The following is a 24,260-nucleotide window of genomic DNA, read 5'->3' as shown; positions in this document are numbered from 1 at the left end:
CCCACATGGGTATTGCAGTAGGCTTAGGCTTTTTGCCAGACCTTGGGTTTGAAGAACAGCGTCTCGCCACGGGCCAGGCCGGTGAGGCTGTCGTGGTCTTTCACCACTTCAGCTTCAATCAGCTCGCTCTGGCCTTCCACCTTCAAGGTCACCCGTGTAGTCGCACCCAGCGGACGAATATCACGCACTTCAGCCGCATGGTGGTCTTCCAGCTCATGGCGCGACAGCGACACTTCGTGCGGGCGGAACAGCACGTGCTTGTCCTCACCCAGGTGCAGGCGGTTGGAGTCGCCGAGGAAGTGGTACACAAAATCGCTGGCCGGGTTTTCGTAGACGTCGCCCGGTGAACCGATCTGCTCGATCACGCCCTTGTTCATCACCACGATACGGTCGGCGACTTCCATCGCCTCTTCCTGGTCGTGCGTCACAAATACCGACGTCAGGTTGATGTCTTCGTGCAGGCGCGCCAGCCAGCGGCGCAGTTCTTTACGGACCTTGGCGTCTAGGGCGCCGAACGGTTCGTCGAGCAGCAAGACTTTGGGCTCCACCGCCAGCGCACGGGCCAGGGCGATACGCTGGCGCTGGCCACCGGAGAGTTGCTCCGGATAGCGATCAGACAACCAATCGAGCTGCACCATGTTCAGCAGTTCGTGAACCTTGACCGCGATCTGGCTTTCGCTCGGGCGCTGGTTTTTCGGCTTCATGCGCAGGCCGAAGGCGACGTTGTCGAACACTGTCATGTGGCGGAACAACGCGTAGTGCTGGAACACAAAACCGACGTTGCGATCCCGCACGTCGTGGCCGGACACGTCTTCACCGTGGAACACAATGCTGCCGTCATCCGGGGTTTCCAGCCCGGCAATGATGCGCAGCAAGGTAGTCTTGCCGCAGCCGGACGGGCCCAGCAACGCCACCAGCTCGCCACTCTGGATGTCCAGATTGATGCTGTTCAGGGCCTTGAAGGCGTTGAAATTCTTGCTGACATTACGGACTTCAATCGACATGACTTATTCCTCACCGGCGCTTTTGCGCAGGCGGTTGATACGGTTCTCGCTCCACTGCTTGAGCAGCAGGATGAAGAGCGCCAGGATCAGCAACAGGCTCGCGACGGCAAACGCGGCGACATGGTTGTATTCGTTGTAGAGGATCTCGACGTGCAGCGGCAGGGTGTTGGTCACGCCGCGAATGTGGCCGGACACCACCGACACCGCGCCGAACTCACCCATGGCCCGCGCAGTACACAGCACCACGCCGTAGATCAGGCCCCATTTGATGTTCGGTACGGTCACATGCCAGAACATCTGCCAGCCATTCGCACCGAGCAGGCGCGCGGCCTCTTCTTCCTGTGTGCCCTGCTCCTGCATCAGCGGGATCAGTTCACGGGCCACGAACGGCACCGTCACGAAAATGGTCGCCAGCACAATGCCCGGCAAGGCGAACACGATCTGGATGTCATGGTCCTGCAGCCACGGGCCGAAGAAGCCCTGGGCGCCGAACATCAGCACATAGACCAGGCCCGCGATCACCGGCGACACCGAGAACGGCAGGTCGATCAGCGTGACCAGGATGCTCTTGCCACGGAACGAGTACTTGCTCACGCACCAGGCGGCGCTGACCCCGAATACCACGTTGAGCGGCACCGAAATTACCACGGCGATCACCGTGAGCTTCAGCGCCGACAGCGCGTCGGGTTCGAGGATTGCGGTGAAGAATGCGCCGAGGCCGTTCTTCAAGCCCTGGGACACCACGATAAACAGCGGCAGCAGCAGGAACAGGAAGAACACCAGCCAGCCCAGGCTGATCAGGATGCGCCGGGACACCGCGCTGCCACGACGGGCAGCGTTGGCCGAGGACGCGGCGGAAATAGACGATTGGGACATGTTCCGCGCCTCCTTATGGACGTTCGATGCGCCGCTGCAACAAGTTGATCAGCAGCAGCAGGACAAAGGAAACCACCAGCATCAGCACGCCAATGGAGGTGGCGCCGCGGTAGTCGTATTGGTCGAGCTTGACCATGATCAGCAGCGGCAGGATCTCGGTTTTCATCGGCATGTTGCCGGCGATGAAGATCACCGAGCCGTACTCACCCACGCCACGGGCAAACGCCAGCGCGAAGCCGGTCAGCCAGGCGGGCAGCAATGCGGGCACGAGAATGTAGCGGAACACCTGCAATGGCTTGGCGCCCAGGCAGGCGGCGGCTTCTTCGATTTCCCGGGGGATATCGGCGAGCACCGGCTGCACCGTACGCACCACGAAGGGCAGCGTGACAAAGGTCAGCGCCAGGGTGATGCCCAAGGGGCTGTAGGCGATCTTGAAGCCCAGGTCGGCCGCGAACTGACCGACCAGGCCGGTCGGCGTGTACAGCGCGGTCAGCGCGATACCGGCCACGGCGGTGGGCAGGGCAAACGGCAGGTCGATCATCGCATCGATGATCTTGCGGCCGGGGAAGGTGTAACGCACCAGCACCCAGGCCAGCAGCGTACCGATTACGCCGTTGATCAGCGCGGCGTACAACGCGGTGCTGAAGCTCAGTTTCAACGCCGCCAGCACGCGTGGTGCGGAAATAATGGCCCAGAACTGATCCCAGGTGAGTTGAGCGGCGTGCACAAACATCGCCGCAAGGGGGATGAGTACGATCAGGCTGAGGTACACCACGGTGTAGCCCAGCGTCAGCCCGAAGCCGGGTATGACGGGGGAAATACGACGCGACATAAGAGTCCTTGGTTAAAAGGTAGAAACCACTGTAGGAGCGCGCTCCTCTGTGGGAGCTGGTTTATGTGGGAGCCGCGCTTGCCCGCGATGCAGCCACCTCGGTGTGTCAGCCACACTGCGGTGATGCTATCGCGGGCAAGCCCGGCTCCCACACAAGCCAGCTCACAGAGAGAAGCGGGGCTCCTACAGGTACTTTGGCTTACTGCGCCGTGTAAATCTGGTCGAACACGCCACCGTCATTGAAGAATTTCGGTTGGGCAGTTTTCCAGCCGCCGAAGTCTTTGTCGATAGTCACCAGGTCCAGTTTCGGGAACTGCTGGGCGTATTTGGCGGCGACTTTCTCATCGCGTGGGCGGTAGAAGTTCTTCGCCGCAATCTCCTGGCCAGCCGGGCTGTACAGGTGCTTGAGATATTCAGTGGCAATCTCGGTATTGCCCTTTTTCTCGGCGTTCTTGTCAACCACGGCCACCGGCGGCTCCGCAAGAATCGATAGGGATGGCACGACGATGTCGAACTTGTCAGCGCCACCGTCTTCTTTCAGGGCCAGGAATGCCTCATTTTCCCAGGCCAGCAACACGTCGCCCTGACCGTTGTTGACGAAGGTAATGGTCGAGCCACGAGCGCCGGTGTCGAGGATCGGCACATGCTTGAACAGCGCTTGAACGTATTCCTGGGCCTTGGCTTCGCTGCCGCCGGCTTTGAGGCCATAGGCCCAGGCGGCGAGGAAGTTCCAGCGGGCACCGCCGGAGGTTTTCGGGTTCGGGGTAATGACCGAAACGTCTTTCTTGATCAGGTCACCCCAGTCCTTGATGCCTTTAGGGTTGCCCTTGCGCACCAGGAACACGATGGTCGAGGTGTACGGGGTGCTGGCGTCCGGCAGGCGAGTTTGCCAGTTTTCCGGCAGGGTCTTGCCCAGCTTTGCGATTTCGTCGATGTCGCCGGCCAGGGCCAGGGTCACGACGTCGGCGCGCAGGCCGTCGATCACCGCACGGCCTTGTTTGCCGGAGCCACCGTGGGATTGCTGGATCTTGACGTTGTCACCCGGGTGCTCTTTCTTCCAGAAGCTGGTGAATTCAGCGTTGTAGTCCTGGTACAGCTCACGGGTAGGGTCATACGAGACGTTCAGCAACTCGTAGTCCTTGGCAACAGCGGAACCGGCAAACACGGCACTGGTCAGTGCGGCCAGGGCATAACGGCGAATCGACGACATAGAAGGCTCCTGAAATTCTGGGTGTTGGCTTTTTCTTATAGTTGCGGGTCTATCGCCGTTTTTGCTTAGCTCGGTTTGTTACCCGGGTTCTGCAAACGGAATTTTTCTTTGCGTTCGATCTGTACCACTTGGGCGTTATGCACAGTGATTTCCACCGCGCCAAACCGCAGGTCGCGCAAGGCGCTCTGGATCTCGCGCAAAATGGCTGCTTCGTCCTGGCCGTCGACGCTACGTAGAGATGCGCTCATGGTCTCGCTCCTGAAAAGAATAGTGCCTGGCAGTGGCGGCACTGCTTGCGGCGTGAGGGCGATAGTAGATAAGCGCGGATATTCTTAAAAATACTATTTAAGAATGTTTATATAACCAGAAAGAATTTTCTGGCAGGACGTGGGGTTGCGAGGTTTTTTACGCGTGCGACACTGAAAATAAGCCATGCCGAAATCCAAAGGTGGGAGCGGGCTTGCTCGCGAATGCGGTGAATCAGTCAATACACCTGTTTCTGACAGACCGCTTTCGCGAGCAAGCCCGCTCCCACATTTTGACTGTATTTCAAGTCCTGATAGCTGGCGCACGCCCCCAATCAATTTCATTTGCCGGCATCGGCCGCCCGAACCAATAACCTTGCCCCATATCGCACTCCTGCTCCGACAGAAACCGCGCCTGCTCAACCTGCTCGATGCCTTCGGCCTGCACCTGCATGCCCATGCTTTTAGCCAGGGCGATCACCACGCGCACGATGGCGGCGTCGTCTTCATCCCACGGCACACCGGCGACAAAACCCTGGTCGATCTTGAGCTTCTGCACCGGCAAGCGCTTGAGGCGCAGCAGCGATGAATAGCCCGTGCCGAAGTCATCAATGGCCAGGCGCAAGCCCAGTTCACGCAGGCGATGCAGTTGCTCAAGGGCCACTTCGGGGTCATCCATCACCGCGCTTTCGGTGACTTCCAGCTCCAGGAACGCCGGATCAAGGCCAGTGGCATGCAGCACTTGCGCGACCTGCTCGTACAGCTCGCGTCGGGCGAACAGACGGCTGGAAACATTCACCGCAATAAAGCTCAGCGGCGCGCCATCAGCCAACCACTGGCACATCTGGCGGCAGGCCTGGTCCATCACCCACGCATCGATATCGGCAATCAGCCCGGTGCGCTCGGCGATGGGGATAAATTCGCCCGGCGGCACCAGGCCGCGCTCCGGGTGTTGCCAGCGCACCAGCGCTTCGACACCGATCAGGCGGCTGTCCTGCAGGTTATGCACAGGCTGGTAATACACACGCAGCTCTTGCTGCTCGAGGGCGCGGCGCAGTTCGCTGGCGATTTCCACGCGATTCTGCGCGTGGGCGGTCAGCTCTTCGGTGTACAACGCATACCCTTCGCGGCCGGCGCTCTTGGCCTTGAAAAGCGCCGAGTCGGCATTGCGCAGCAACTGTTGGGCGCTCAGGGCATCGCTGGGGAACAGGCTGATGCCGACGCTGGCGCTGATAAACAACGGGTTGCCATCGAACACGAACGGTTCTTTCATCGCATCGAGCATGCGCTGTGCCATCGCGGCAGCCTGAATCACCTGTGGACAACTTTCGGCCAGCACGGCGAACTCGTCCCCACCCAGGCGCGCCAGCGTCACGCCGGGGCCAAACAGGCCTTTTAGCCGCTCGCCCACCGCCTTGAGCAACTGATCACCGACGTTATGGCCGAGGCTGTCGTTAATGATCTTGAAGTGGTCCAGGTCCATCAACAGCAACGCGCAGCCGCGCTTGTGCACTTGCGCCGAGGCCAGCGCCTGTTCGGCGCGGTCGGTAAACAGCAGGCGGTTGGGCAGGTCGGTCAGCGGGTCGTGATGGGCGAGGTGCGCCAGTTCGTGCTCGGAGTCCTTGATGGCGCTGATATCGGAAAACACCGCGACGTGATGGCTGACCTGGCCTTGGTCATCGTGGATCACACGGATGGTTTGCCACTGGGGATAAATCTCGCCGCTTTTACGCCGGTTCCAGATTTCGCCGCTCCACTCACCCTCGTGTTCCAGGACCTGGAACATCTGCTGATAAAAATTCGACGAATGGCGCCCGGATTTGAACAGACTGGGCCGCTCGCCCATGACGTCTTCGCGGCAGTAGCCGGTGATCTCCATGAACGCTCGGTTGACGTGCACAATCAGCCCTTGGGCGTCGGTGACCAGCACCCCTTCGCGCGTGCAATCGAACACCGCGGCCGCCTGGCGCAGGCGCTCGCGGTTTTCCTGCAGGGGTTGCTGAAACTGGTGGGCGCGGGCAAAACGGGCGCAAATCAGGTAAATAACCAACGCACTGAGGGCCACCCACACATAGCCGCGCAGCTGAAGCCAGCGGACCAACTCCCGCGGGTCATCGAGAAAGTCGATCAGTAGATGATGGCTGAGCTGGAGCCACACAATCGAAACCAGCAGATATACCAGCCCCACACGCAGGGCACCTCGGTACGAAAACAGCATAGGGTCAGTAATCCTTACCAAAAAAACAAAATCGCCCCACAAAGGCTGCGGATTATAGAATAAGAAACATCCAGTCACTTCTATCTGAAAGGGCGGCTGGTTTTCTCTGTAGGCTTAGTGATAATGCGTGAGCTGTTTTTTACTTTATCTGAGGGCCATACAGCCTATGTGGTACAACGGTTTTCTTGACCTGTCAGCCTGGCAACTGGTGGCAGTCACTCTGTTGATGACCCACGTGACCATCGTTGGGGTCACGGTTTATCTGCACCGCTATTCAGCCCATCGCTCCCTGGAGCTTAATGCCGGCCTGAAACACTTCTTCCGCTTCTGGCTGTGGTTGACCACGGCACAGAACACCCGCGAGTGGACTGCTATCCACCGCAAACACCACGCCAAATGTGAAACCGTCGACGACCCGCACAGCCCGGTCATCAAAGGCCTGTCCACCGTGCTGCGCAAGGGGGCCGAGCTGTACCGCGCCGAGGCGGAAAACCCCGAGACCCTGCGCATCTATGGCAAGAACTGCCCGGACGACTGGATCGAGCGCAAAATCTACACGCCTTACCCACTGCTGGGCGTGGCGATCATGGGCGTGATCGACCTGCTGCTGTTCGGCACCATCGGCATCACCATCTGGGCGATCCAGATGATGTGGATTCCGTTCTGGGCCGCCGGCGTCATCAACGGCCTGGGGCATGCCATCGGCTACCGCAACTTCGAATGCCGCGACGCGGCGACCAACCTGGTGCCATGGGGCATCATCGTCGGTGGCGAAGAACTGCACAACAATCACCATACCTACCCGAACTCGGCCAAGCTGTCGGTCAAGAAGTGGGAGTTCGACCTGGGCTGGGCGTGGATCAAAGTGTTCAGCTTCCTGCGCCTGGCCAAGGTGCAGCGCGTCGCGCCAATCGCGCACCGCGTGGAGGGCAAAGGCAACCTGGACATGGACACCGCCATGGCGATCCTCAACAACCGCTTCCAGATCATGGCCCAATACCGCAAGTTGGTGATCGGCCCGCTGGTCAAGCAGGAGCTGGAGAAGGTCGATCATTCGGTCCGCCACCAATTCCACCGTGCCAAGCGCCTGCTGTCGCGTGAGACCAGCCTGCTGGATGACCGCCACCACGTGCGTATCCAGAGCATGCTGGAACACAGCCATGCCTTGACGGTGATCTACGAAAAACGCCTGGCGTTGCAGCAGATCTGGCTGAAGACCAGTTCCAATGGCCACGATATGCTGGCGGCGATCAAGGAATGGGTGCACGAGGCCGAAGCCAGTGGCATCCAGTCCCTGCGTGACTTCGCCCACCAACTGAAGACCTATTCGCTGCGCCCTGCAGCGGTCTGACGGCACTGTGGGAGGGCCAGCCCTCCCACATACCCTCTTTCTGGCGCCATTTTCCGGGCACCACGAATCCGTCACGATCACGGAACTTCACTGCAATTACCCTCTCTCAAAGAACACTTCGCCATCATGGTGAACCTTGTAGTGACCGCTGTTCCATCCTGCGGCGCGCCCAGAGAGAGTTGCACCGATGGTCCACGAAAAGCCCTGCCTGCCCGACGCCCCCACTGCTGAGCCCCCTCGCCCAGCCGCGGCGGCAACCCTGTTGGCGCTGATGCACGCCCAGGGTGAAGTCGAGCGGTTGAGCGAGCGCGAGCAATTGCTGAGCTCACTGCTGGTCAGTGTGAATGCCGTGCTGTGGGCCATTGATTGGGAAACACGTCGCGTGCTGTACGTGAGCCCGGCCTACGAGCGGGTGTTCGGCCGCTCGGCCGGTTTGCTGTTGGCCGATTACCGGGAATGGCGCAACAGCATTCACCCTGAAGACCTCGACTATGCCGAACACAGTCTCGCTCGCGTGCTGGAGCACGGTGCCGTGGAGGACCGTGAGTACCGCATCATCACTGCCGACGGGCAAATTCGTTGGCTGAGCGACAAATGTTATATCAACCAGCAGGTCGAGCCCGGAGAGCCGAAGATCGTGGTCGGCATGGCCGAGGACATCACCGAAAAGAAGCAGATGGCGTTAGAGCTGCACCGCCTGGCCACCACCGACGTGCTGACCCAGAGCAGCAACCGCAGGCATTTTTTCGAGTGTGCCAATCAAGCCTTCGACAACGCCTGCGCCCAGGGCGCGCCGCTGGCATTCCTGTTGCTGGACATCGATGACTTCAAAGACGTCAACGACAGCTACGGCCACCTGGAGGGCGATCAGGTCTTGCGGCGTATCGCCGAGAGCGGTCGAGGTGTATTGCGCCGTGGCGATCTGTTCGGGCGTATTGGCGGCGAAGAATTCGCCGCGGTGTTGCCCGGTTGCGCACCGGAGATGGCGATGCAGGTGGCTGAACGCCTGGGCAAAGAAATCCAGGCATTGGGTTTCAGCTATGAGGGCCGAGCGTTTACCGTGACCGTCAGCCAGGGTCTGGCCAACCTGCGCGAAGGCGACTCAACCCTGGACAGCCTGTTCGCGCGGGCCGATGCCGCCATGTACGAAGCAAAGCGCCAGGGCAAAAACCGCGTAATAGCGGGCTAGCACTGAACAAAATGCGGGGGTGAGTGTATTTTTGTCAGGCTTTACGCACCCGCATCAGCTCCGACAATCCCACTTTCAGCAACCGCGCAGTCTTGCCTTTGGCAAGTTCTTCGAGCCCCTCATGCTCGGTCAGGCGCGCCATTTGCGCGGCCAGGTTCACCACCAGCGCCTCCCGCGAATACACCCCGCCTTCGAGTGAATAGGTCGCCGCGATCAACTGACGCAGCTCCAACGGCAAGCGCCAACGCGTGCGCAACGCCGACCCATAGGCCGCGCCAAAGGTGAACAGGGATTCGCCAATCACTTCATCATCCAACGCACCACCGCCCAGGCGCCAATCTTCCAGGCAGCGCAACAGCGCCAAGTCCCCCAGCCGATGCAGGATAGCGGCGCTGTAACAGCGCTCGTGGTCCAGATCCAGCATGCGCGCGAGGCGGCGGGCATAGTCGGCAGTGGCCTGGGACAATTGCCAGTGGCGCTCGGCGTAGTCCATTAGCGCCGGATCGCCCAATACCACGTTGTGCTTGAGGGTCAGGCCCAGGATCAGGTTCATGCTCTGCCCGGGCACCAGCTTGTGCAGCGCGCCCGGCAGGTGTTGTACCGGCGAGCCATGATGCCCGGCGCTGTTGGCCGCGGCGATGAGCACGGCGGTGATTTGCGGGTCCAGGCGCACCCGGTCTTCCAGGCGCTGGAGGTCCAGGCCATCCGGCCCGAGGCTCTGTTGCACGGCAGCCTTCACGTCGACCCGCAACGGCGCGCCATCGCAGGCGTCGCGGCGACGCTCCAGGAACACCGGCAAGGTCATGCCCGGCGCCAGCGGTGGAATTTCGCAATACACGCTTTCGCCTTCATTAAGCAGCAGGTCTTGCAGCCGCTGGGTCAGGCCTTCCATATTCAGGGGTTTGGTCAGGTACGCCGTCGGCGCCAGGGGCAAGGCTTCACGCACGCTGGCACTGTCATTGCGACTGCTCAGCAGAATAAACGGCAGCGCGGGCGAGCGGCGCTTCTGGCGCACGTTGCGCAGCAGGCTCAGGCCATCGATGCCCGGCAGCTCCCAATCCGCCAGGATCAGGTCGTAGGCTTTTTCTTGCAGCAGCGTGGCGGCTTGCTGCCCATCGGCACACACATCCAGCCGTGCGTCGCAGCGCACATTCAACAACACTTGCTTGAGCAGATCCCGCGACCAAGGGTCCGCCTCGGCAATCAACACTCGGGGTACAGCCGGTAAATCAACAGCAGTCATCCAGCACGCTCCATCGGCAATGCCTGCACCTTAGACAATCACGCTGCCTACGTACAATGAACAAGGCCTGAATGTGCTGCACCCGGCACAAAAAAACCCGCCGAGGCGGGTTTTTTCTGTCGATCAGGTCAGGGTCCGCTTACAGCTCGGAGAAGCACTCTTCGATGATCGCCAAGCCTTTGTCCAACTGCTCGTCCGGCGAGGTCAGCGGGACCAGTACGCGCAACACGTTGCCGTAGGTACCGCAGGACAGCAGGATCAGGCCCTTGTCGCGCGCCTTGGCGACCACGGAGGCAACAGCAGCCGCGTTCGGCTTGTGGCTGTCGCCGTCTACGAACAGCTCCACCGCGATCATCGCGCCGAGGGCACGCACTTCACCGATCACCGGGTACTTGGCTTGAATGGCTTTGAGGCCGGTCACCAAGCGCTCGCCGACAGCCTTGCAGCGGTCCAGCAGGTGCTCTTCTTCGAACACTTCCATCACCGCCAAAGCAGCAGCGCAAGCGATCGGGCTACCGGCATAAGTGCCGCCCAGGCCACCTGGGGCGATGGCGTCCATGTATTCAGCCTTGCCGCACACACCGGCCAGCGGGAAGCCACCGGCGATGGATTTGGCGAAGGTGGTCAGGTCGGCAGCAACGCCCATCTGTTCCATGGCAAAGAAAGTACCGGTACGGCCGGCACCGGTTTGCACTTCGTCGGCGATCAGCAGGATGCCGTGCTTGTCGCACAGCTCACGCAGACGCTTCATGAACGACTTAGGCGCGACGTAGAAACCGCCTTCGCCCTGCACCGGCTCGATGATGATGGCCGCGATATCACGCGGCTCGGCATCGTTTTTGAAGATGCGTTCGATGCTGGCGATGGAATCATCGTCGCTCACACCGTGCAGTTCGTTCGGGAACAGCGCACGGAACACACCGCCGGGCATCAAGCCCATACCGGCCGAGTAAGGCACGACTTTACCGGTCAGGCCCAGGGTCATCATGGTGCGGCCGTGGTAGGCGCCGGTGAAGGCGATCACGCCGGCACGGCCCGTCGCGGCACGGGCGATTTTCACGGCGTTTTCAACGGCTTCGGAACCGGTGGTGACCAGCAGGGTTTTCTTGGCGAAATCGCCAGGCACCTTGGCGTTGACTTTTTCGCACAGTTCCACGTAAGGCTCGTAGGCCAGTACCTGGAAGCAGGTGTGAGTCAGTTTGTTCAACTGCGCGGTCACGGCGGCGATGATTTTCGGGTGCACGTGGCCAGTGTTCAGCACGGCGATACCGCCGGCGAAGTCGATGAACTCGCGACCTTCAACGTCGGTCACGGTTGCGTTCTTTGCCGACTCGGCGAAGATCGGGTGAATCTGGCCAACACCGCGTGGTACAGCGGCTTCGCGGCGTTTCATCAGGGAGGCGTTGGTCTTGCTCATAAAGTCCTCATTCGCCACTCATCGGGTGGCGGGGTCCAAGGAATACGTGGCGGGGAGGCAACTACGGCAGCATGCGATGATCGACTGCCACAGCTTTCCCGGCCACTACGAATAACGTCTTGAAACACGCAAAGGGTCAGCGCTCTCGTGCCCTCTGCGTTTACTGCAATCTCTTGCCGGGCTTATCCCTTACAGCACTTAGATGCCCAGGCAGAGGTATTTGATTTCCAGGTAATCCTCGATCCCGTACTTGGAGCCTTCACGGCCCAGGCCCGAAGCCTTGATGCCGCCGAACGGCGCCACTTCGTTGGAGATCAACCCGGTGTTGACGCCGACCATGCCGTATTCCAGGGCTTCAGCCACACGGAACACACGGCCCAGGTCGCGGGCATAGAAGTAGGAGGCCAGGCCGAACTCGGTGTCGTTGGACATCGCGATCACTTCGGCTTCGTCTTTGAAGCGGAACAGCGGCGCCAGCGGGCCGAAGGTTTCTTCCTTGGCCACAGCCGCGTCTTTCGGCACATTCACCAGAATAGTCGGTTCGAAGAAGTTGCCTTCCATCACCTTGCCACCGGCCAGCAGCTTGGCGCCTTTGCTCAGGGCATCAGCAATGTGCTCCTGAACCTTGGCCACGGCTTTTTCATCGATCAACGGGCCGGTGGTGGTGCCTTCTTCCAGACCGTTGCCGATCTTGAGTTTGGCCACGGCCACCTTGAGTTTTTCCGCGAACGCGTCGTACACCGAATCCTGGATGTACAGGCGGTTGGCGCAGACGCACGTCTGGCCGTTGTTGCGGTACTTGGAAATGATCGCGCCTTCGACGGCCTTATCCAGGTCCGCGTCGTCGAACACGATGAACGGCGCGTTACCGCCCAGTTCCAGGGAGACTTTCTTGATGTCCTTGGCGCACTCGGCCATCAGCTGGCGACCGATTTCGGTGGAGCCAGTGAAGGACAATTTACGCACGATCGGGTTGCTGGTCAGCTCGCTGCCGATATCACCGGCGCTGCCGGAGACCACGCTGAACACGCCTTTAGGGATGCCGGCACGCTGGGCCAGTTCAGCCAGGGCGAACGCCGAAAACGGGGTTTGCGAGGCCGGCTTGAGCACCATGGTGCAACCGGCGGCCAGGGCCGGGCCGGCTTTACGGGTGATCATCGCGGCCGGGAAGTTCCACGGCGTGATGGCGGCGGTAACGCCGATCGGCTGCTTGATTACGATCAGGCGCTTGTCCGGCTGATGGCCGGGAATGACATCACCGTAGACGCGCTTGGCTTCTTCGGCGAACCACTCGATAAACGAGGCCGCGTAGACGATTTCGCCTTTGGCTTCGGCCAGCGGCTTACCCTGTTCCAGGGTCATGAGGCGAGCCAGGTCTTCCTGGTTCTCGATGATCAGCTCAAACCAACGACGCAGCTTGTTGGCGCGGTCTTTGGCGGTGAGTGCACGCCAGGCCGGCAGGGCCTTGTCGGCGGCTTCGATGGCGCGGCGAGTTTCGGCGGCGCCCATCTTCGGCACGGTGCCGAGAATTTCGCCCGTGGCAGGGTTGTTAACCTTGATGGTTTGACCGTTGTCCGCATCGACCCAAGCGCCATCGATAAAGGCTTGTTGGCGGAACAACTGGGTATCTTTGAGCTGCATGTCGGCTTTCCTTAACAGCACCGCGCGCACGCGGAGCGAATTAGAGTTGTTGAAAGGCGCCTTGTGGGCTGCCGTCAGGGAAATCAGCCCCAGCGCGCGGGAATAATGAAAAAGCGCACGGGAGACAGAGCGTTTGAAATCTCAAACGAATCCTAGGATCAATGGGGGTACAGGGCAATAGTCTGTTCGAAAAAAAGAACGAAAACGGCGCATTTGCCGAATCTTTCTGATCAGCGTCATTCGGCCAGGTTCCAACGCATTGATCACTGGTCCCCGGCGCAGGGCCTCGGTGCAGCAAATTCCTACCCATAAACGGCCAAAGACCGGCATGGACGCCCAAGGGCGACATGGGTATGATGTCGCCCGCACAAGCATCCGTAGCTCAGCTGGATAGAGTACTGCCCTCCGAAGGCAGGGGTCGTGGGTTCGAATCCCGCCGGGTGCACCAGATACGCAAGAAAAAGCCTCAGGTCGAAAGACCTGGGGCTTTTTTGCATTTTAGATTTGGGATCTTTGGGGTCTTTGTCTCTAAAAGCTTCCAGCCATAGGAAGCTGCGACAAAAGAGGTACATTGCTCGTCGCTTCACAGTACAGAAACCGCTCGATCAAGAACGCTCAGGTTTCCAGGCTGAACCTCAAAAAAATAAAGGCCTGCCACACGGCTGCCAGGGTAGTTTATCGATGACGCGTGGTTATCCAAAACCCTGGCAGAGCTATCAGGAACAATTCGAACTGCTTCGCGCGCGAGGCATGGCCGCTACTGACCAACCTAAAGCGTTGGAGTACCTGGAGCGCATCGGCTACTAGCGCCTCAGCGGCTACTGGTTTGCCTTTCGTGAGCGCACTGAACTCTGCTGTCCGCTCATCCAGCATAGATATCAGAAACCCGCTAAAACGAAACCTACGCGAATCCCACTCGATACCTTCAAGCCCGGTACCACCTTCCAGAATGCAATCGACCTGTATGTCTTCGATAAAAAGCTCCGCCTACTGACTCTGGATGCGCTGGAACGCATTGAAATAGCCCTGCGAGTGGATATTTCACACACATTAGGTAGACACGACAAATTCGCCTACCTGAAGCCTGATTTTTTCCACGAGAGCTTCTCTATCCAATTGGAAGCTAAAACTGGGTTAACCAAACATCATGTGTGGGTCGGGAAACACGCTGTATTGATCAACCGCTCAAACGAAGATTTCATCCGTCATAACAAGGAAAAATATGGCCTACCACTGCCGGTCTGGGTGGCGTGTGAGGTGTGGGATTTTGGCACACTGTCGACCCTCTACTCAGGTATGACAGAGAGCGACCAGGACGCAATTTCTGAGGCCTACGGCTTCAGCAATGGCAGGACCTTCGCCAGTTGGTTGCGTAGTCTGAATTACCTGAGAAATGTATGCGCTCATCACAGTCGTCTTTGGAATCGCAACATTGTCGACCAGCCAAAACTACCGCCTGTAGAGCAAGCACCTTCATTGTCGGCATTTCACGATGACGTGCATCGGCGGGCCCGGCCATTCATGTTGATGTGCATCACTCAACATCTGATGCAAGTCATCAATCCATCGTCAAGCTGGGGAAGACGACTTAAGACATTGATGGAAAACGATTTTCCAGACTTACACCATCTTGATTTAAATTTAGAGGGTATGGGGGTCGATCACGATTGGCAGAACCGTAGTTGGTAAATGAAAAAATACAGGCAATAAAAAACCCCTGAGCAGTCTCAGCACCGAAGCGCATCAACCGACAGGGGCCGTGTTGCGAAGAAGTATAAAGGCTTACCATCGCTCGTCAATCGACAAAAGTATTCACTCTCTTACCGCTTCTGCAACGCCTCCAACCGCGCCGGCAAGTCTTCCTCGGGGAAGCGTTCATGCAGCGCCAGCAGCTTCTCATCCGCCGCTCTGGTTGCTCCGGCCAGGCGCAGGTTCACAATCTCCTGCAACCCCTCCTCCAACGAAGGCAATGCTACCGGCGCGCGCTTGCTCAGTTTCACTGCCGGCGCATCGGCCATCAAGCCGGCGACCTCAGCCTGAACCGGCGGTGCGGCGGCCATGCGGGCCATAGGCGCGGGCGCGGGGGCCGAAAACGCTTGCGGCGCCGGGCGCGCTGCTTCTGGGTGGGGCGCGGAGAACGTCGTTGTGGCCACCTCCTGTTGTGGCACGGGCGAGCGCATCACCACGCCGATCATCAGTGCCACACCGGCGACGGTCGCAAATGCCATTTGCCAGCGCGGGCGTTGGCAGGCGTGCAGCCAGCGTTGCCACAGGCTCGGTTGCGGTGCCGGGGCTTCGCGGCGGGCGGCGTTGAGGATGAAGGCGTCGAGGGACGCAGGCGGTTCGCCGGCGGTGTGTTGACGAAAGTGCTGGAGCAACACGTCGTCGCAATCCTGGGGGTGTCGGGAGTCGGTCATGCGGGTATCTCCTCGGCCAGCAGGCGGCGCAGTTTCTGCTGGGCGTAACGCAGGCGGCTTTTTACGGTTTCCAGCGGGGCGCCGGTGAGCGCGGCGATTTGCGGCACTTCGAGGTCGCCGTGCAGGCGCAGCAGGAAGACTTCGCGCTGGTCTTCGGGCAAGTCTTGCAACGCGGCGTCGAGGCGCGCCTGATCGCGGCTCAGGCTCAGTTGCTGCTCAGGGCCGGCGCTGTCGTCGGCCTGGGCGTGCAGTTGCTCATCGTAGCTGTCGTGCAACGGGTTGTGCACGCCGTGCTTGCGCCAGTGATCAATCAGGCGGTTGCGGGCAATCTGGAACAGCCATGTACGAAAGCTCGCTCGGCCTTGTGGCTGGGTGCTGCTGCGGATCAGGCTGAGCCAGGTTTCCTGGTACACCTCTTCAGCCAGTTCGGCCTTGTTGCTCAGTGATACAAGGAACCGGTACAAACCTTGGCGGTGCCGCGCGTACAAGACCTCGAACGCAGCAGCGTCACCGGTTCGGTAACGGGCCAGCAGCGATTCGTCGCTGGGTGAATCGTCTGAAACGACCATGTTAAGTGGCGAACTCCTTTTGAGACGTTAAAACCTTTCAATGGTGGCCGTCGGGCTTGCCCGCGGTAGCGGTGGTTCAGGCAGCCTCTGCGGTGCTGACTTACCGCTATCGCAGGCAAGCCAGCTCCCACACTGGCGCTTCATTGGGCCCAAGATCAGTGTTTGAGACTCTGCGCCAACTCCACCAGTTGCACGAACTCGTTGCGCAGCCCGAACGGGTCATCGCCTCGCGCCGAGCGGGCCAGTGCGGCGGTGTCCTGCAAACGCATACTGCCAGTGTAGCGGCCATCACCCTTGAGCTGTTGGGCGAAGGCAGCCACGGCGGCGGCGAAGCGCAAATCGTCGCTGGCCTGGGTGGTTTGGTTGCGGATGGGCCGCTCAATCAACTGGCTGGCCCCGCCTGCCGCAGGCTTGTAGCGCACGCGCAACAGCGCCAACTCAGCGGACGTGTTTTCAACCGCAGGGGCCGTGGCGTAACGCAATGGCTCCAACCAGCCCTGCTCGCCCTTCGGCACAATTTCGTACAACGCAGTCACTGTATGCCCTGCGCCGATCTCACCAGCGTCGACCTTGTCGTTGTTAAAATCCTCACGCTTCAAGGCACGGTTTTCGTAGCCCAGCAGCCGGTACTCACTGATTTGGGACGGGTTGAATTCCACCTGTAGTTTCACATCCCGCGCCACCACCGCCAGGGTCGAGACGAGTTGGTCCACCAGCACCTTGCGCGCTTCGCGCAGGTTGTCGATGTAGGCATAGTTGCCATCGCCTGCGTCAGCCAATTGCTCCATCAGGTGCTCGTTGTAGTTATCCACACCAAAGCCCAGGGTGGTCAGGGAGACACCACTTTTGCGCTGGTCGACGGCCATTTGCTTAAGGCTGTCGAAGTCGCTGATGCCCACATTGAAGTCACCGTCGGTGGCCAGCAGGATGCGGTTGATGCCCTTGTCGATAAACCCTGCGCGCGCCATCTGGTAGGCCAGTTCGATGCCGGATGCGCCCGCCGTGGAACCACCCGCCGAGAGTTGGTCGATGGCGTTGCGGATCGTGGTTTTTTCGCGGCCGGAGGTCGGTTTGAGGACCACACGGGATTCACCGGCATAGACCACCAGCGACACTCGGTCCTGTTCACGCAGCTGATCCACCAGCAGCTTCAGCGTGCTTTTCACCAGTGGCAAGCCTTCGCGGCGGTCCATGGAGCCGGAGACATCCACCAGAAACACCAGGTTGGCCGGCGCCAGATCCGCCACCGCGCGATCAGACGCCTTGATGCCGACGCGCAACAATCGGGTGTGCGGGTTCCACGGCGTCGTGGCGACTTCGGTGGTTACGCCAAAGGGCGAGCCGTCGGTGGGCAGTGCATAGTTGTAAGGGAAGTAGTTGACCATTTCCTCCAGACGCACAGCGCCGTCAGGCGGCAGGCTACCTTGGTTGAGGAAGCGCCTCACGTTGGCGTAACTGCCGGTGTCGACGTCTGCACTGAACGTCGACACCGGGGTTTGTGCAACGCTGTAGACCGGGTTATCGGGCAGGTTCTGGTATTGCTCTCGAGGCGCGTCCAGGTACGCCAACGCCACCGAGTCATGCATGACGCTTTGCGAGGCCATCAACACAGGGGCCGCCGCCCGCTTGGCCAAGGCCCCCTCAGGGCTAGGCGCTGCGGGCGTTTCTGCGACAGGCTTGGCAGCCTCTCGAGACGATGACAGCCCGCAGCCGACGAGCGCCGCCAGCACGGTAACGACAATGCTGCAGCCGATGGGACGCAGTAATAAAGGAGCCTGTGACATGGCGCTGAACCTCAACAGTGAATAGTCCGTTCATAGGTTCAGACGCAAAGCACCCTGGGTTCGGGTTAAGGCTCGAAGTTTCTTCGCCAAGCACTCTCCCCCAGTGCACGCTGAGCCCGTTGTCAGATCACAGCACAGAGAGCTGTCATTTATTCAGCAAGGCTAAGTCCAAAAAAAACATCCAGCCTGTGGGAAACTTCGAGAATAGAAGCACTTAAATAAGATGATCTACTGGCTGACCGCTAAATACGTTAACAAAAACGTTAACACTGTAAAAATTTCTGTATTACCAAAGAAGACATATTAAACATAATTGAAATGTACGCTTTCACACCCACGAGCAACGCTTTCAAAATCAGCGCCACACACACAGAGTTTAAAAAATAATAAACACAACCCCCATTACAAAGCATGACGCACTGAACAGCCAACACACTCAAGAAACATATACCCCATTGGCAATTCATTTATAGAGTGCGAAGGTATTTACAGCAAACGGACATGCACTTTCCATATAAAAAAAGGAATCCATCTCACAACAAAAAATGGATTGTTCTCATGCGAATCGACTTCAGGCCACCTCTACTGCAACAACCGAATTACGCTGAAAACTTCTTGGGGCCGATCCTTCGACCCTTTACTCAACAGATTTTCAACCACCCGATCTTCCGTCCACTCGTGCAGCCCTTCCTTCGGCATCCTTTCGTAAGGCCATTTATTCAACCCGTCATACGACGCCCGTTGGATCCAACTCCTACAACCAACCCCACGACACCCGACACAACCACCACGCGCAATTGGGACGGCAAAGACCCAACATTGCGGCCCGACGACCCGTATGCGGCCGGCTTGAATAAACGCTCTTTCGATGCACGCCAGGCCAGCGACAACCTCACGCGGGAAAACACCCAGTGGGTTGACCGAAATGGTGACGGCAAAACCTCTGTTTCCTACTCGTTCAATACGGGTTTCGGACAGTTCGATGAGCGCCAGAAAGCCCAGGCGCGGCGTGCCATGCAGTCGTGGAGCGATGTGTCCAATCTTGTCTTCGAGGAAAACGGGCCTCGAACAGAGGGGAGAATGTCATTTGGTATATCAAATAGCGTGTCCACCGCTGTCGGCTATTACCCAAGCAACCATCCCGATGGAGGCTCGACCCTCTACAACCCCAGGCGGGTAAACCCCAACGACTTGATTCACGAAACAGGTCACGCCCTGGGGCTGTCACATGGCGGCAACTACAATGGCAGCATGACCGCAAGCCAATGGAATCACGCCCAGGATTCGAAAGCCCATACCGTCATGAGCTATTTCGGCGCGGAAAAAAGTGGCAAAAACCACGGCAGGACCTCGCCTGCGGCTCCGATGATGGATGACATTTCCGCGATCCAGAAACTGTATGGCGCCAATCGTCAAATCCGTCAGGACAACACCACCTACGGCTTCAATTCCAACAGCCAGCGGGACTACTACACCCTGAACTCCAACCGGGACGCTGCGGTGTTCTGCATCTGGGACGGCGGTGGCATCGACACCCTGGACGTCTCTGGCTACACGGCAAACCAGACCATCAATCTCAAGGCCGGCTCGTTCTCGGATGTCGGCGGGCTCAAGGGCAACGTTTCCATCGCCCGGGGCGTCACCCTGGAAAATGCCATCGGCGGTTCAGGCAACGACGCTCTGATCGGTAACGACGCCGGCAATCGGCTCACCGGCGGCGCAGGCGGTGACCGGCTGCGGGGTAGTGGCGGCGCAGACACCTTCGTTTACAACAGGGCCAGCGATTCCACGCCGGATAACCCGGACGTCCTCGTGGATTTCATCAGTGGCACCGACAGAATCGATGTGTCCGCGGCAATGAAACACGCCAATGTCGCCAGCCTGGCATTTGTCAGCGAAATGACCGGCAAAGCGGGTGAGACCGTACTCACCTATAACGAGCAAAGTGGCAGCGCCAGCGTGGCTATCGATATGACAGGCAACGGCAAACCCGACCTGCTGATCCGAGCCCACGGGCAAGTCAAACCGGTGGACATCATCGCGCCCACAAGTACCGTAACCCTGGATAAGCAGCCGGAGACACCGAGCAATCGTTCCACAGTGACTCCCCCCACGCACCACCGTTCAAGTACACACACATACGAAAAAGCCAGCGACTCGACCTATCACAATGCTGATCTGATCAACGATTTTGTCAGTGGCAAAGACAAGATCAATCTCACCGGTTTGATAAAGAACATCGGCACACCCCTTCAACTTGTCGAGCACTACACAGGGCGAATTGGCGACACCCTGGTCAAGTTTAACGCGCACAGCGGTCGATACTTCGTGGGCGTGGACGTGACGGGTAATCGTCGAACAGACTTTCTAGTCAAAAGCACTCAAATAATAAAACCTGAAGACATCATCGGTTTAACTACACGCACCACAGTTCGGGCCAACGCATTTTCACGCGCCTGGTAAACCAGCCCCCTTTAAATACATTAACCCCTGAACAACTCCACTCACCCATGAGCCTTAAAGCTCACGCTTCACTTTGCCTATTAAAAGGATTCAAGTAGATGTTGCCAGTTAGTCAACCGTCTTACCCGGTACGCGCAGTTGTACACGCCACTCAACCACCCGATGTCATAAAGGCCCCCGCCTTGGCGTCCTACTCCACCGATCAAGCCGCCCGGCAACTGCTGCGTACCAGTAATGAAAGAGGGTTTAAATGGCAAGACCGCAACCGCGACGGTGTCGTTGATATTGCCTATGCGTTTTTCACGCCCGGCAATCCGCGCGCGGTCAGCAATGTGCCCAAGGACGCCAGTGAATTAGGTGAGCAACAAAAGAAACTGGCGCGGATGTCCATGCAAGCCTGGGCCGACGTTGCCCGTATCAAGTTCTCGCAGAACAGTGCCAGTACCGAGGGCCGGCTTACCCTGGGTCTTTACGACGGTGACGGAGAATCCTATGCGTCCCTGCCCTTTCCCAGGAACTTCAAGAAAGGCGGTGAGGCATGGCTGGACAAGGAGCATGCGCAACCCAAGACTGATCGTCATGACCGACAGGTCATGACCCATGAAATTGGTCATTCGCTGGGCCTGGATCATCCAGGGGACTACACCCAACACCCCGCGGCGCGCCATTATCTTGAGGACACTCAAGCCTATAGCCTGATGAGTTACAACCCCGAGATCCGGAGCGGTCAAAACTTCTCGAAAAACGGCGAGTGGACTCACTACCCGGCTGCGCCGATGTTGCATGATATTGCGGCGGTGCAGGCGCTCTACGGCCCCAACTACAAGACCCGGAGCGATAATACCGTTTACGGCTTCAACTCCAATACCGATCGCGACTATTACAACCTCACGTCGTCACGGGACGCGCCGGTCTTTTGCATATGGGATGGCGGCGGCAACGATACGCTGGACTGTTCCGGCTTCGACCAGAAGCAGACCCTCAACTTGAACGCCGAAGCGCTCTCGGATGTGGGCGGAATGACAGGCAATGTCTCCATCGCCAAAGGCGTGACCATCGAAAATGCCATTGGCGGAGCCCATGACGACACGTTGATCGGCAACAACGCGAACAACCGGCTAAAGGGCGGTGGCGGCGCAGACACTCTGAAAGGCGGCGGTGGCGCGGACGTTTTTGTCTACGACAAGGCGAGCGACTCAACCGTGGCCAAGGCCGACCTGATCCTCGATTTTGTCAGTGGCAGAGACAAGATCGACCTCACGGGCTTGAGCAAAGAAACCCGCACTCAGCTGCAACTGGTAAACGCCTACACAGGGCGCGCGGGAGACACCTTGGTGAGGTTCAACCCGTATAGCCAGCGGTACTTTGTGGCCATTGATCTGACCGGAAATAGCCAAACCGACTTTCTGGTGAAGAGTACCCAGTTGATCAGGCCTCACGATATCACCGGCCTTATTACCCCCAGATAACCTTTCAGGTAAAGGCGCTGCTTGAGCGTTCACGTCTGAAGCAGCGCCGGACTTCGTAGATAGCGTCAGCGACTGACAGAAGGTAAAAATCCATGGTCAGAATCAACCCGCCCCTTATCACGTCTGCTTTTTCGAATGCGCAGGCCGCCGAGCCGAACAGCCAACCGGCGAGCACTCTTTCAACCCCGGGCAATAAAAAGAAATCCTACAACACAGACCAGGCCGCAGCACAAATCACCCGAATGGGCTTTCGCTGGAAAGACCTCAATAATGACGGTGTCACGCGCATTTCCTTCCAGTTCTTTACAGCTTCGAAAGCACCGTTCAATACGCCCAAGGGGGCCAATAAATTTACCGCCGCGCAAAAAGACGACGCCATCCGTGCAATGCAGTACTGGTCGGATGTCGCCAATATCACGTTTACGCAAAACGCGCCCTACGCCGAAGGGAAGATGTTATTAGGCAACGACTCCCAGCTCAGCGTTGCCGGACAAGGCTCCTACCCCGGCATCTACAGCGACGGCACGCAGGTCTGGATCGCTTCCGATGGCAAGGAAAGGCCCCCCAGCCAGGACCATTTCGGGCAATGGCTCATGAACCATGAAATCGGGCATACCCTGGGCCTGCTGCATCCCGGTAATTACAATGGCGCCGGTGCCAGTTACGCCACCCATGCCAAGTATGCCGAAGACACCCGCGCCTACAGCATCATGAGCTACTGGTGGGAAGGCAATCTCGGCCATGACTTCGCCAAGCACCAGCGCACCTACTACCCCAGCACCCCAATGATGGACGACATCACGGCCGTGCAAAAACTGTATGGCGCCAATTACAAAACCCGCAACACCGACACAACCTACGGCTTCAATGCCAACGCCGGGCGCGAAGCGTTCAGCCTCCGGTCCTCAAATGATGCCCCCGTATTCTGCATATGGGACGGCGGCGGCAATGACACCCTGGACTTTTCCGGCTTTCACCAAAACCAGCGCATCAACCTCAACGCCCAGCACTTTTCTGATGTCGGTGGCATGCAAGGCAACGTCTCCATCGCCAATGGCGTGACCATCGAGAACGCCATCGGCGGCTCGGGAGATGACCGGTTGACGGGTAACGCTGCGAACAATCGCCTGAAAGGTGGCGCAGGGGCAGACCGCCTGACCGGCGGCGCCGGAGCCGATACGTTTGTCTACGACAAGGCCAGTGATTCCACCCTGAGTCACTCCGACCTGCTTACCGACTTCAGCAGCGGGCAAGACAAGATTGATGTATCCGGGGCATTGCGCGAGGCACGTGTCGATAGCCTGCGCTTCGTGGCACGCTTTAGCGGCCGGGCGGGCGAAGCGGTATTGGGCTACAACCCCAGCACCCGGGAAAGTAGCCTGTCCATCGACTTGAACGGCAACGGCAACGCCGACCTGTTCATCAGGAGCAGCGCTGCAATCAAAGCCAGCGATGTGATCGTCAATGGCTCAACGGTGCACCGCACGGTGCCACAAGCACCGCCAGCCACCTCAACATTGCCCACTCTCCCTGGGCCCACAGGCAAAACCAACGCCCCGCAGCGCGCACCCTTTTCCCTGCAGAACTGGTCCAGTGAGTCGCTCAAGAACTCCCCCATGTATACCTCTGCCAAAGCGGTGGGCAGCATTCGCGAGGTGACCGTGGTGCGCGACTCATGGGGCTACGACCGGGTTCATTACACTACGTTGGGCACCGGCTCACTGATCGACACAGGCGCCAGCGTATTGACCAACAAACATGTGCACGACGCACTCGCCAAAGGCAGCAAGCTCGAACTGTGGTTGGGTTACACCGAAGATGAGAGCGGCCGCATGCGCGTTGAACGCAAGGTGCCGCTGGACAGCCACGCTATCAGCAGCGACGCACACTTGGATTACGCCGAGTTGCGGGTCGACCTGCCCCAGGCGCAGATCAACACGCTGGCCAAGCAATTCCCGCCACTCAAACTGGCCGATAACCCGCAGGCCCAAGCCGGACAAAAAATCTTTATGCCCAACCACGGCCAACAAGGGCTCGGTATTTCTTTCCTGAACGCCGAAGGCAAGCCCACCACGCTTTTGGGGCGGAGCACCGACAGCGGCGCCCAAAGCGCCTTCTATCATGACGCCTACAAAATACCGGGCACGTCCGGTTCTCCGCTGATTTCAGCCAACACCGGAGAAATCATTGCGCTGCACTACGGTTCGATCATCGGCCAGGTGGGCAATAGCCACGCCTCAAGAGGTGCCGCGACACGCGCAGAGCTGATCCAGCAGCACCGCAAAGAGCCGCAGAAACAGGCATAAAAAAACCCGGCCATCCGTAATGGCCG

General features: G+C 59.0%; 18 protein-coding genes, 1 tRNA gene and 1 pseudogene. 8 read left to right on the top strand and 12 right to left on the bottom strand.

The features are described from left to right. Positions 1-23: 23 nt before the first annotated feature. From A7J50_RS01020 to dibA, 6 genes are all read right to left on the bottom strand, one after another. A complete protein-coding gene (locus A7J50_RS01020) occupies positions 24-1,004 on the bottom strand; it encodes a sulfate/molybdate ABC transporter ATP-binding protein (protein ID WP_034101869.1) in 981 nt (326 codons plus the stop codon). A 3-nt stretch (positions 1,005-1,007) separates the two neighbouring features. Next, complete coding sequence (cysW, locus tag A7J50_RS01015; protein ID WP_003218139.1) at positions 1,008-1,880, bottom strand: sulfate ABC transporter permease subunit CysW; 873 nt, start codon at positions 1,878-1,880, stop codon at positions 1,008-1,010. A gap of 13 nt (positions 1,881-1,893) precedes the next feature. Next, the gene (gene cysT, locus A7J50_RS01010) at positions 1,894-2,712 is read right to left on the bottom strand and encodes a sulfate ABC transporter permease subunit CysT (protein WP_064450147.1); all 819 of its coding nucleotides are present in this window, start codon (positions 2,710-2,712) and stop codon (positions 1,894-1,896) included. A gap of 199 nt (positions 2,713-2,911) precedes the next feature. After that, positions 2,912-3,922, bottom strand: coding sequence for a sulfate ABC transporter substrate-binding protein (locus tag A7J50_RS01005; RefSeq protein WP_064450146.1), 1,011 nt, complete (start codon positions 3,920-3,922; stop codon positions 2,912-2,914). 65 nt (positions 3,923-3,987) lie between these two features. Continuing rightward, entirely contained in the window at positions 3,988-4,170 is a 183-nt protein-coding gene (gene oscA, locus A7J50_RS01000) for a sulfur starvation response protein OscA (protein ID WP_003170956.1), read from the bottom strand. Between the two features lie 301 nt (positions 4,171-4,471). Continuing rightward, positions 4,472-6,385 (bottom strand): phosphodiesterase DibA, encoded by a 1,914-nt coding sequence (dibA, locus tag A7J50_RS00995; protein ID WP_064450145.1) that lies wholly within the window; start codon positions 6,383-6,385, stop codon positions 4,472-4,474. A gap of 166 nt (positions 6,386-6,551) precedes the next feature. Here dibA and desA point away from each other — a divergent pair, with 166 nt between their 5' ends. Together desA and A7J50_RS00985 are read left to right on the top strand one after the other, a co-directional pair. Further along, positions 6,552-7,736, top strand: a complete 1,185-nt coding sequence (gene desA, locus A7J50_RS00990) for a delta-9 fatty acid desaturase DesA (RefSeq protein WP_064450144.1) — start codon at positions 6,552-6,554, stop codon at positions 7,734-7,736. Between the two features lie 187 nt (positions 7,737-7,923). Further along, the gene (locus A7J50_RS00985) at positions 7,924-8,925 is read left to right on the top strand and encodes a sensor domain-containing diguanylate cyclase (protein ID WP_064450143.1); all 1,002 of its coding nucleotides are present in this window, start codon (positions 7,924-7,926) and stop codon (positions 8,923-8,925) included. Between the two features lie 34 nt (positions 8,926-8,959). Here the strand turns inward: A7J50_RS00985 and A7J50_RS00980 are convergent, their stop codons facing one another. From A7J50_RS00980 to gabD, 3 genes are all read right to left on the bottom strand, one after another. Then, on the bottom strand, positions 8,960-10,168 hold the full coding sequence (locus A7J50_RS00980) for an HDOD domain-containing protein (protein WP_064450142.1): 1,209 nt from the start codon (positions 10,166-10,168) through the stop codon (positions 8,960-8,962). A 139-nt stretch (positions 10,169-10,307) separates the two neighbouring features. Continuing rightward, positions 10,308-11,585 carry a 4-aminobutyrate--2-oxoglutarate transaminase gene (gene gabT, locus A7J50_RS00975; protein WP_064450141.1) on the bottom strand — a complete coding sequence of 426 codons (1,278 nt, stop codon included), beginning with the start codon at positions 11,583-11,585 and terminating at the stop codon, positions 10,308-10,310. 198 nt (positions 11,586-11,783) lie between these two features. Further along, positions 11,784-13,226, bottom strand: a complete 1,443-nt coding sequence (gene gabD / locus A7J50_RS00970; protein WP_064450140.1) for an NADP-dependent succinate-semialdehyde dehydrogenase — start codon at positions 13,224-13,226, stop codon at positions 11,784-11,786. Positions 13,227-13,597: 371 nt separating this feature from the next. Here gabD and A7J50_RS00965 point away from each other — a divergent pair. The 3 genes and pseudogenes from A7J50_RS00965 to A7J50_RS00960 all read left to right on the top strand — a co-directional run. Then, positions 13,598-13,674, top strand: a tRNA-Arg gene (locus A7J50_RS00965). A 233-nt stretch (positions 13,675-13,907) separates the two neighbouring features. Continuing rightward, on the top strand, positions 13,908-14,033 hold the full coding sequence (locus tag A7J50_RS32065) for a hypothetical protein (RefSeq protein WP_257784283.1): 126 nt from the start codon (positions 13,908-13,910) through the stop codon (positions 14,031-14,033). A gap of 12 nt (positions 14,034-14,045) precedes the next feature. Next, positions 14,046-14,915 (top strand): annotated as a pseudogene (locus A7J50_RS00960) (Abi family protein); the annotation flags it as partial. Between the two features lie 131 nt (positions 14,916-15,046). Here the strand turns inward: A7J50_RS00960 and A7J50_RS00955 are convergent. From A7J50_RS00955 to A7J50_RS00945, 3 genes are all read right to left on the bottom strand, one after another. After that, complete coding sequence (locus tag A7J50_RS00955; protein WP_064450139.1) at positions 15,047-15,643, bottom strand: hypothetical protein; 597 nt, start codon at positions 15,641-15,643, stop codon at positions 15,047-15,049. Then, positions 15,640-16,212, bottom strand: a complete 573-nt coding sequence (locus tag A7J50_RS00950; protein ID WP_064450138.1) for an RNA polymerase sigma factor — start codon at positions 16,210-16,212, stop codon at positions 15,640-15,642. Before A7J50_RS00950 ends, A7J50_RS00955 begins: the two co-directional genes overlap by 4 nt. Before the next feature lie 155 nt (positions 16,213-16,367). After that, a complete protein-coding gene (locus tag A7J50_RS00945; RefSeq protein WP_064450137.1) occupies positions 16,368-17,996 on the bottom strand; it encodes a vWA domain-containing protein in 1,629 nt (542 codons plus the stop codon). 558 nt (positions 17,997-18,554) lie between these two features. Between A7J50_RS00945 and A7J50_RS00940 the strand changes: the two genes are divergently transcribed. The 3 genes from A7J50_RS00940 to A7J50_RS00930 all read left to right on the top strand — a co-directional run bounded on the left by A7J50_RS00940 (position 18,555) and on the right by A7J50_RS00930 (position 24,234). Next, positions 18,555-20,459, top strand: coding sequence for a M10 family metallopeptidase C-terminal domain-containing protein (locus A7J50_RS00940; RefSeq protein WP_237140876.1), 1,905 nt, complete (start codon positions 18,555-18,557; stop codon positions 20,457-20,459). Positions 20,460-20,641: 182 nt separating this feature from the next. Next, on the top strand, positions 20,642-21,928 hold the full coding sequence (locus A7J50_RS31740; RefSeq protein WP_064450135.1) for a M10 family metallopeptidase C-terminal domain-containing protein: 1,287 nt from the start codon (positions 20,642-20,644) through the stop codon (positions 21,926-21,928). A 92-nt stretch (positions 21,929-22,020) separates the two neighbouring features. Beyond that, a complete protein-coding gene (locus tag A7J50_RS00930) occupies positions 22,021-24,234 on the top strand; it encodes a M10 family metallopeptidase C-terminal domain-containing protein (RefSeq protein WP_064450134.1) in 2,214 nt (737 codons plus the stop codon). The last annotated feature ends 26 nt before the right edge of the window (positions 24,235-24,260 follow it).

This window comes from Pseudomonas antarctica (assembly GCF_001647715.1).
GTDB lineage: Bacteria > Pseudomonadota > Gammaproteobacteria > Pseudomonadales > Pseudomonadaceae > Aquipseudomonas > Aquipseudomonas antarctica_A.
Note: the sequence above shows the minus strand (reverse complement) of the source record. Positions and strands in the feature narration are given on the sequence as shown.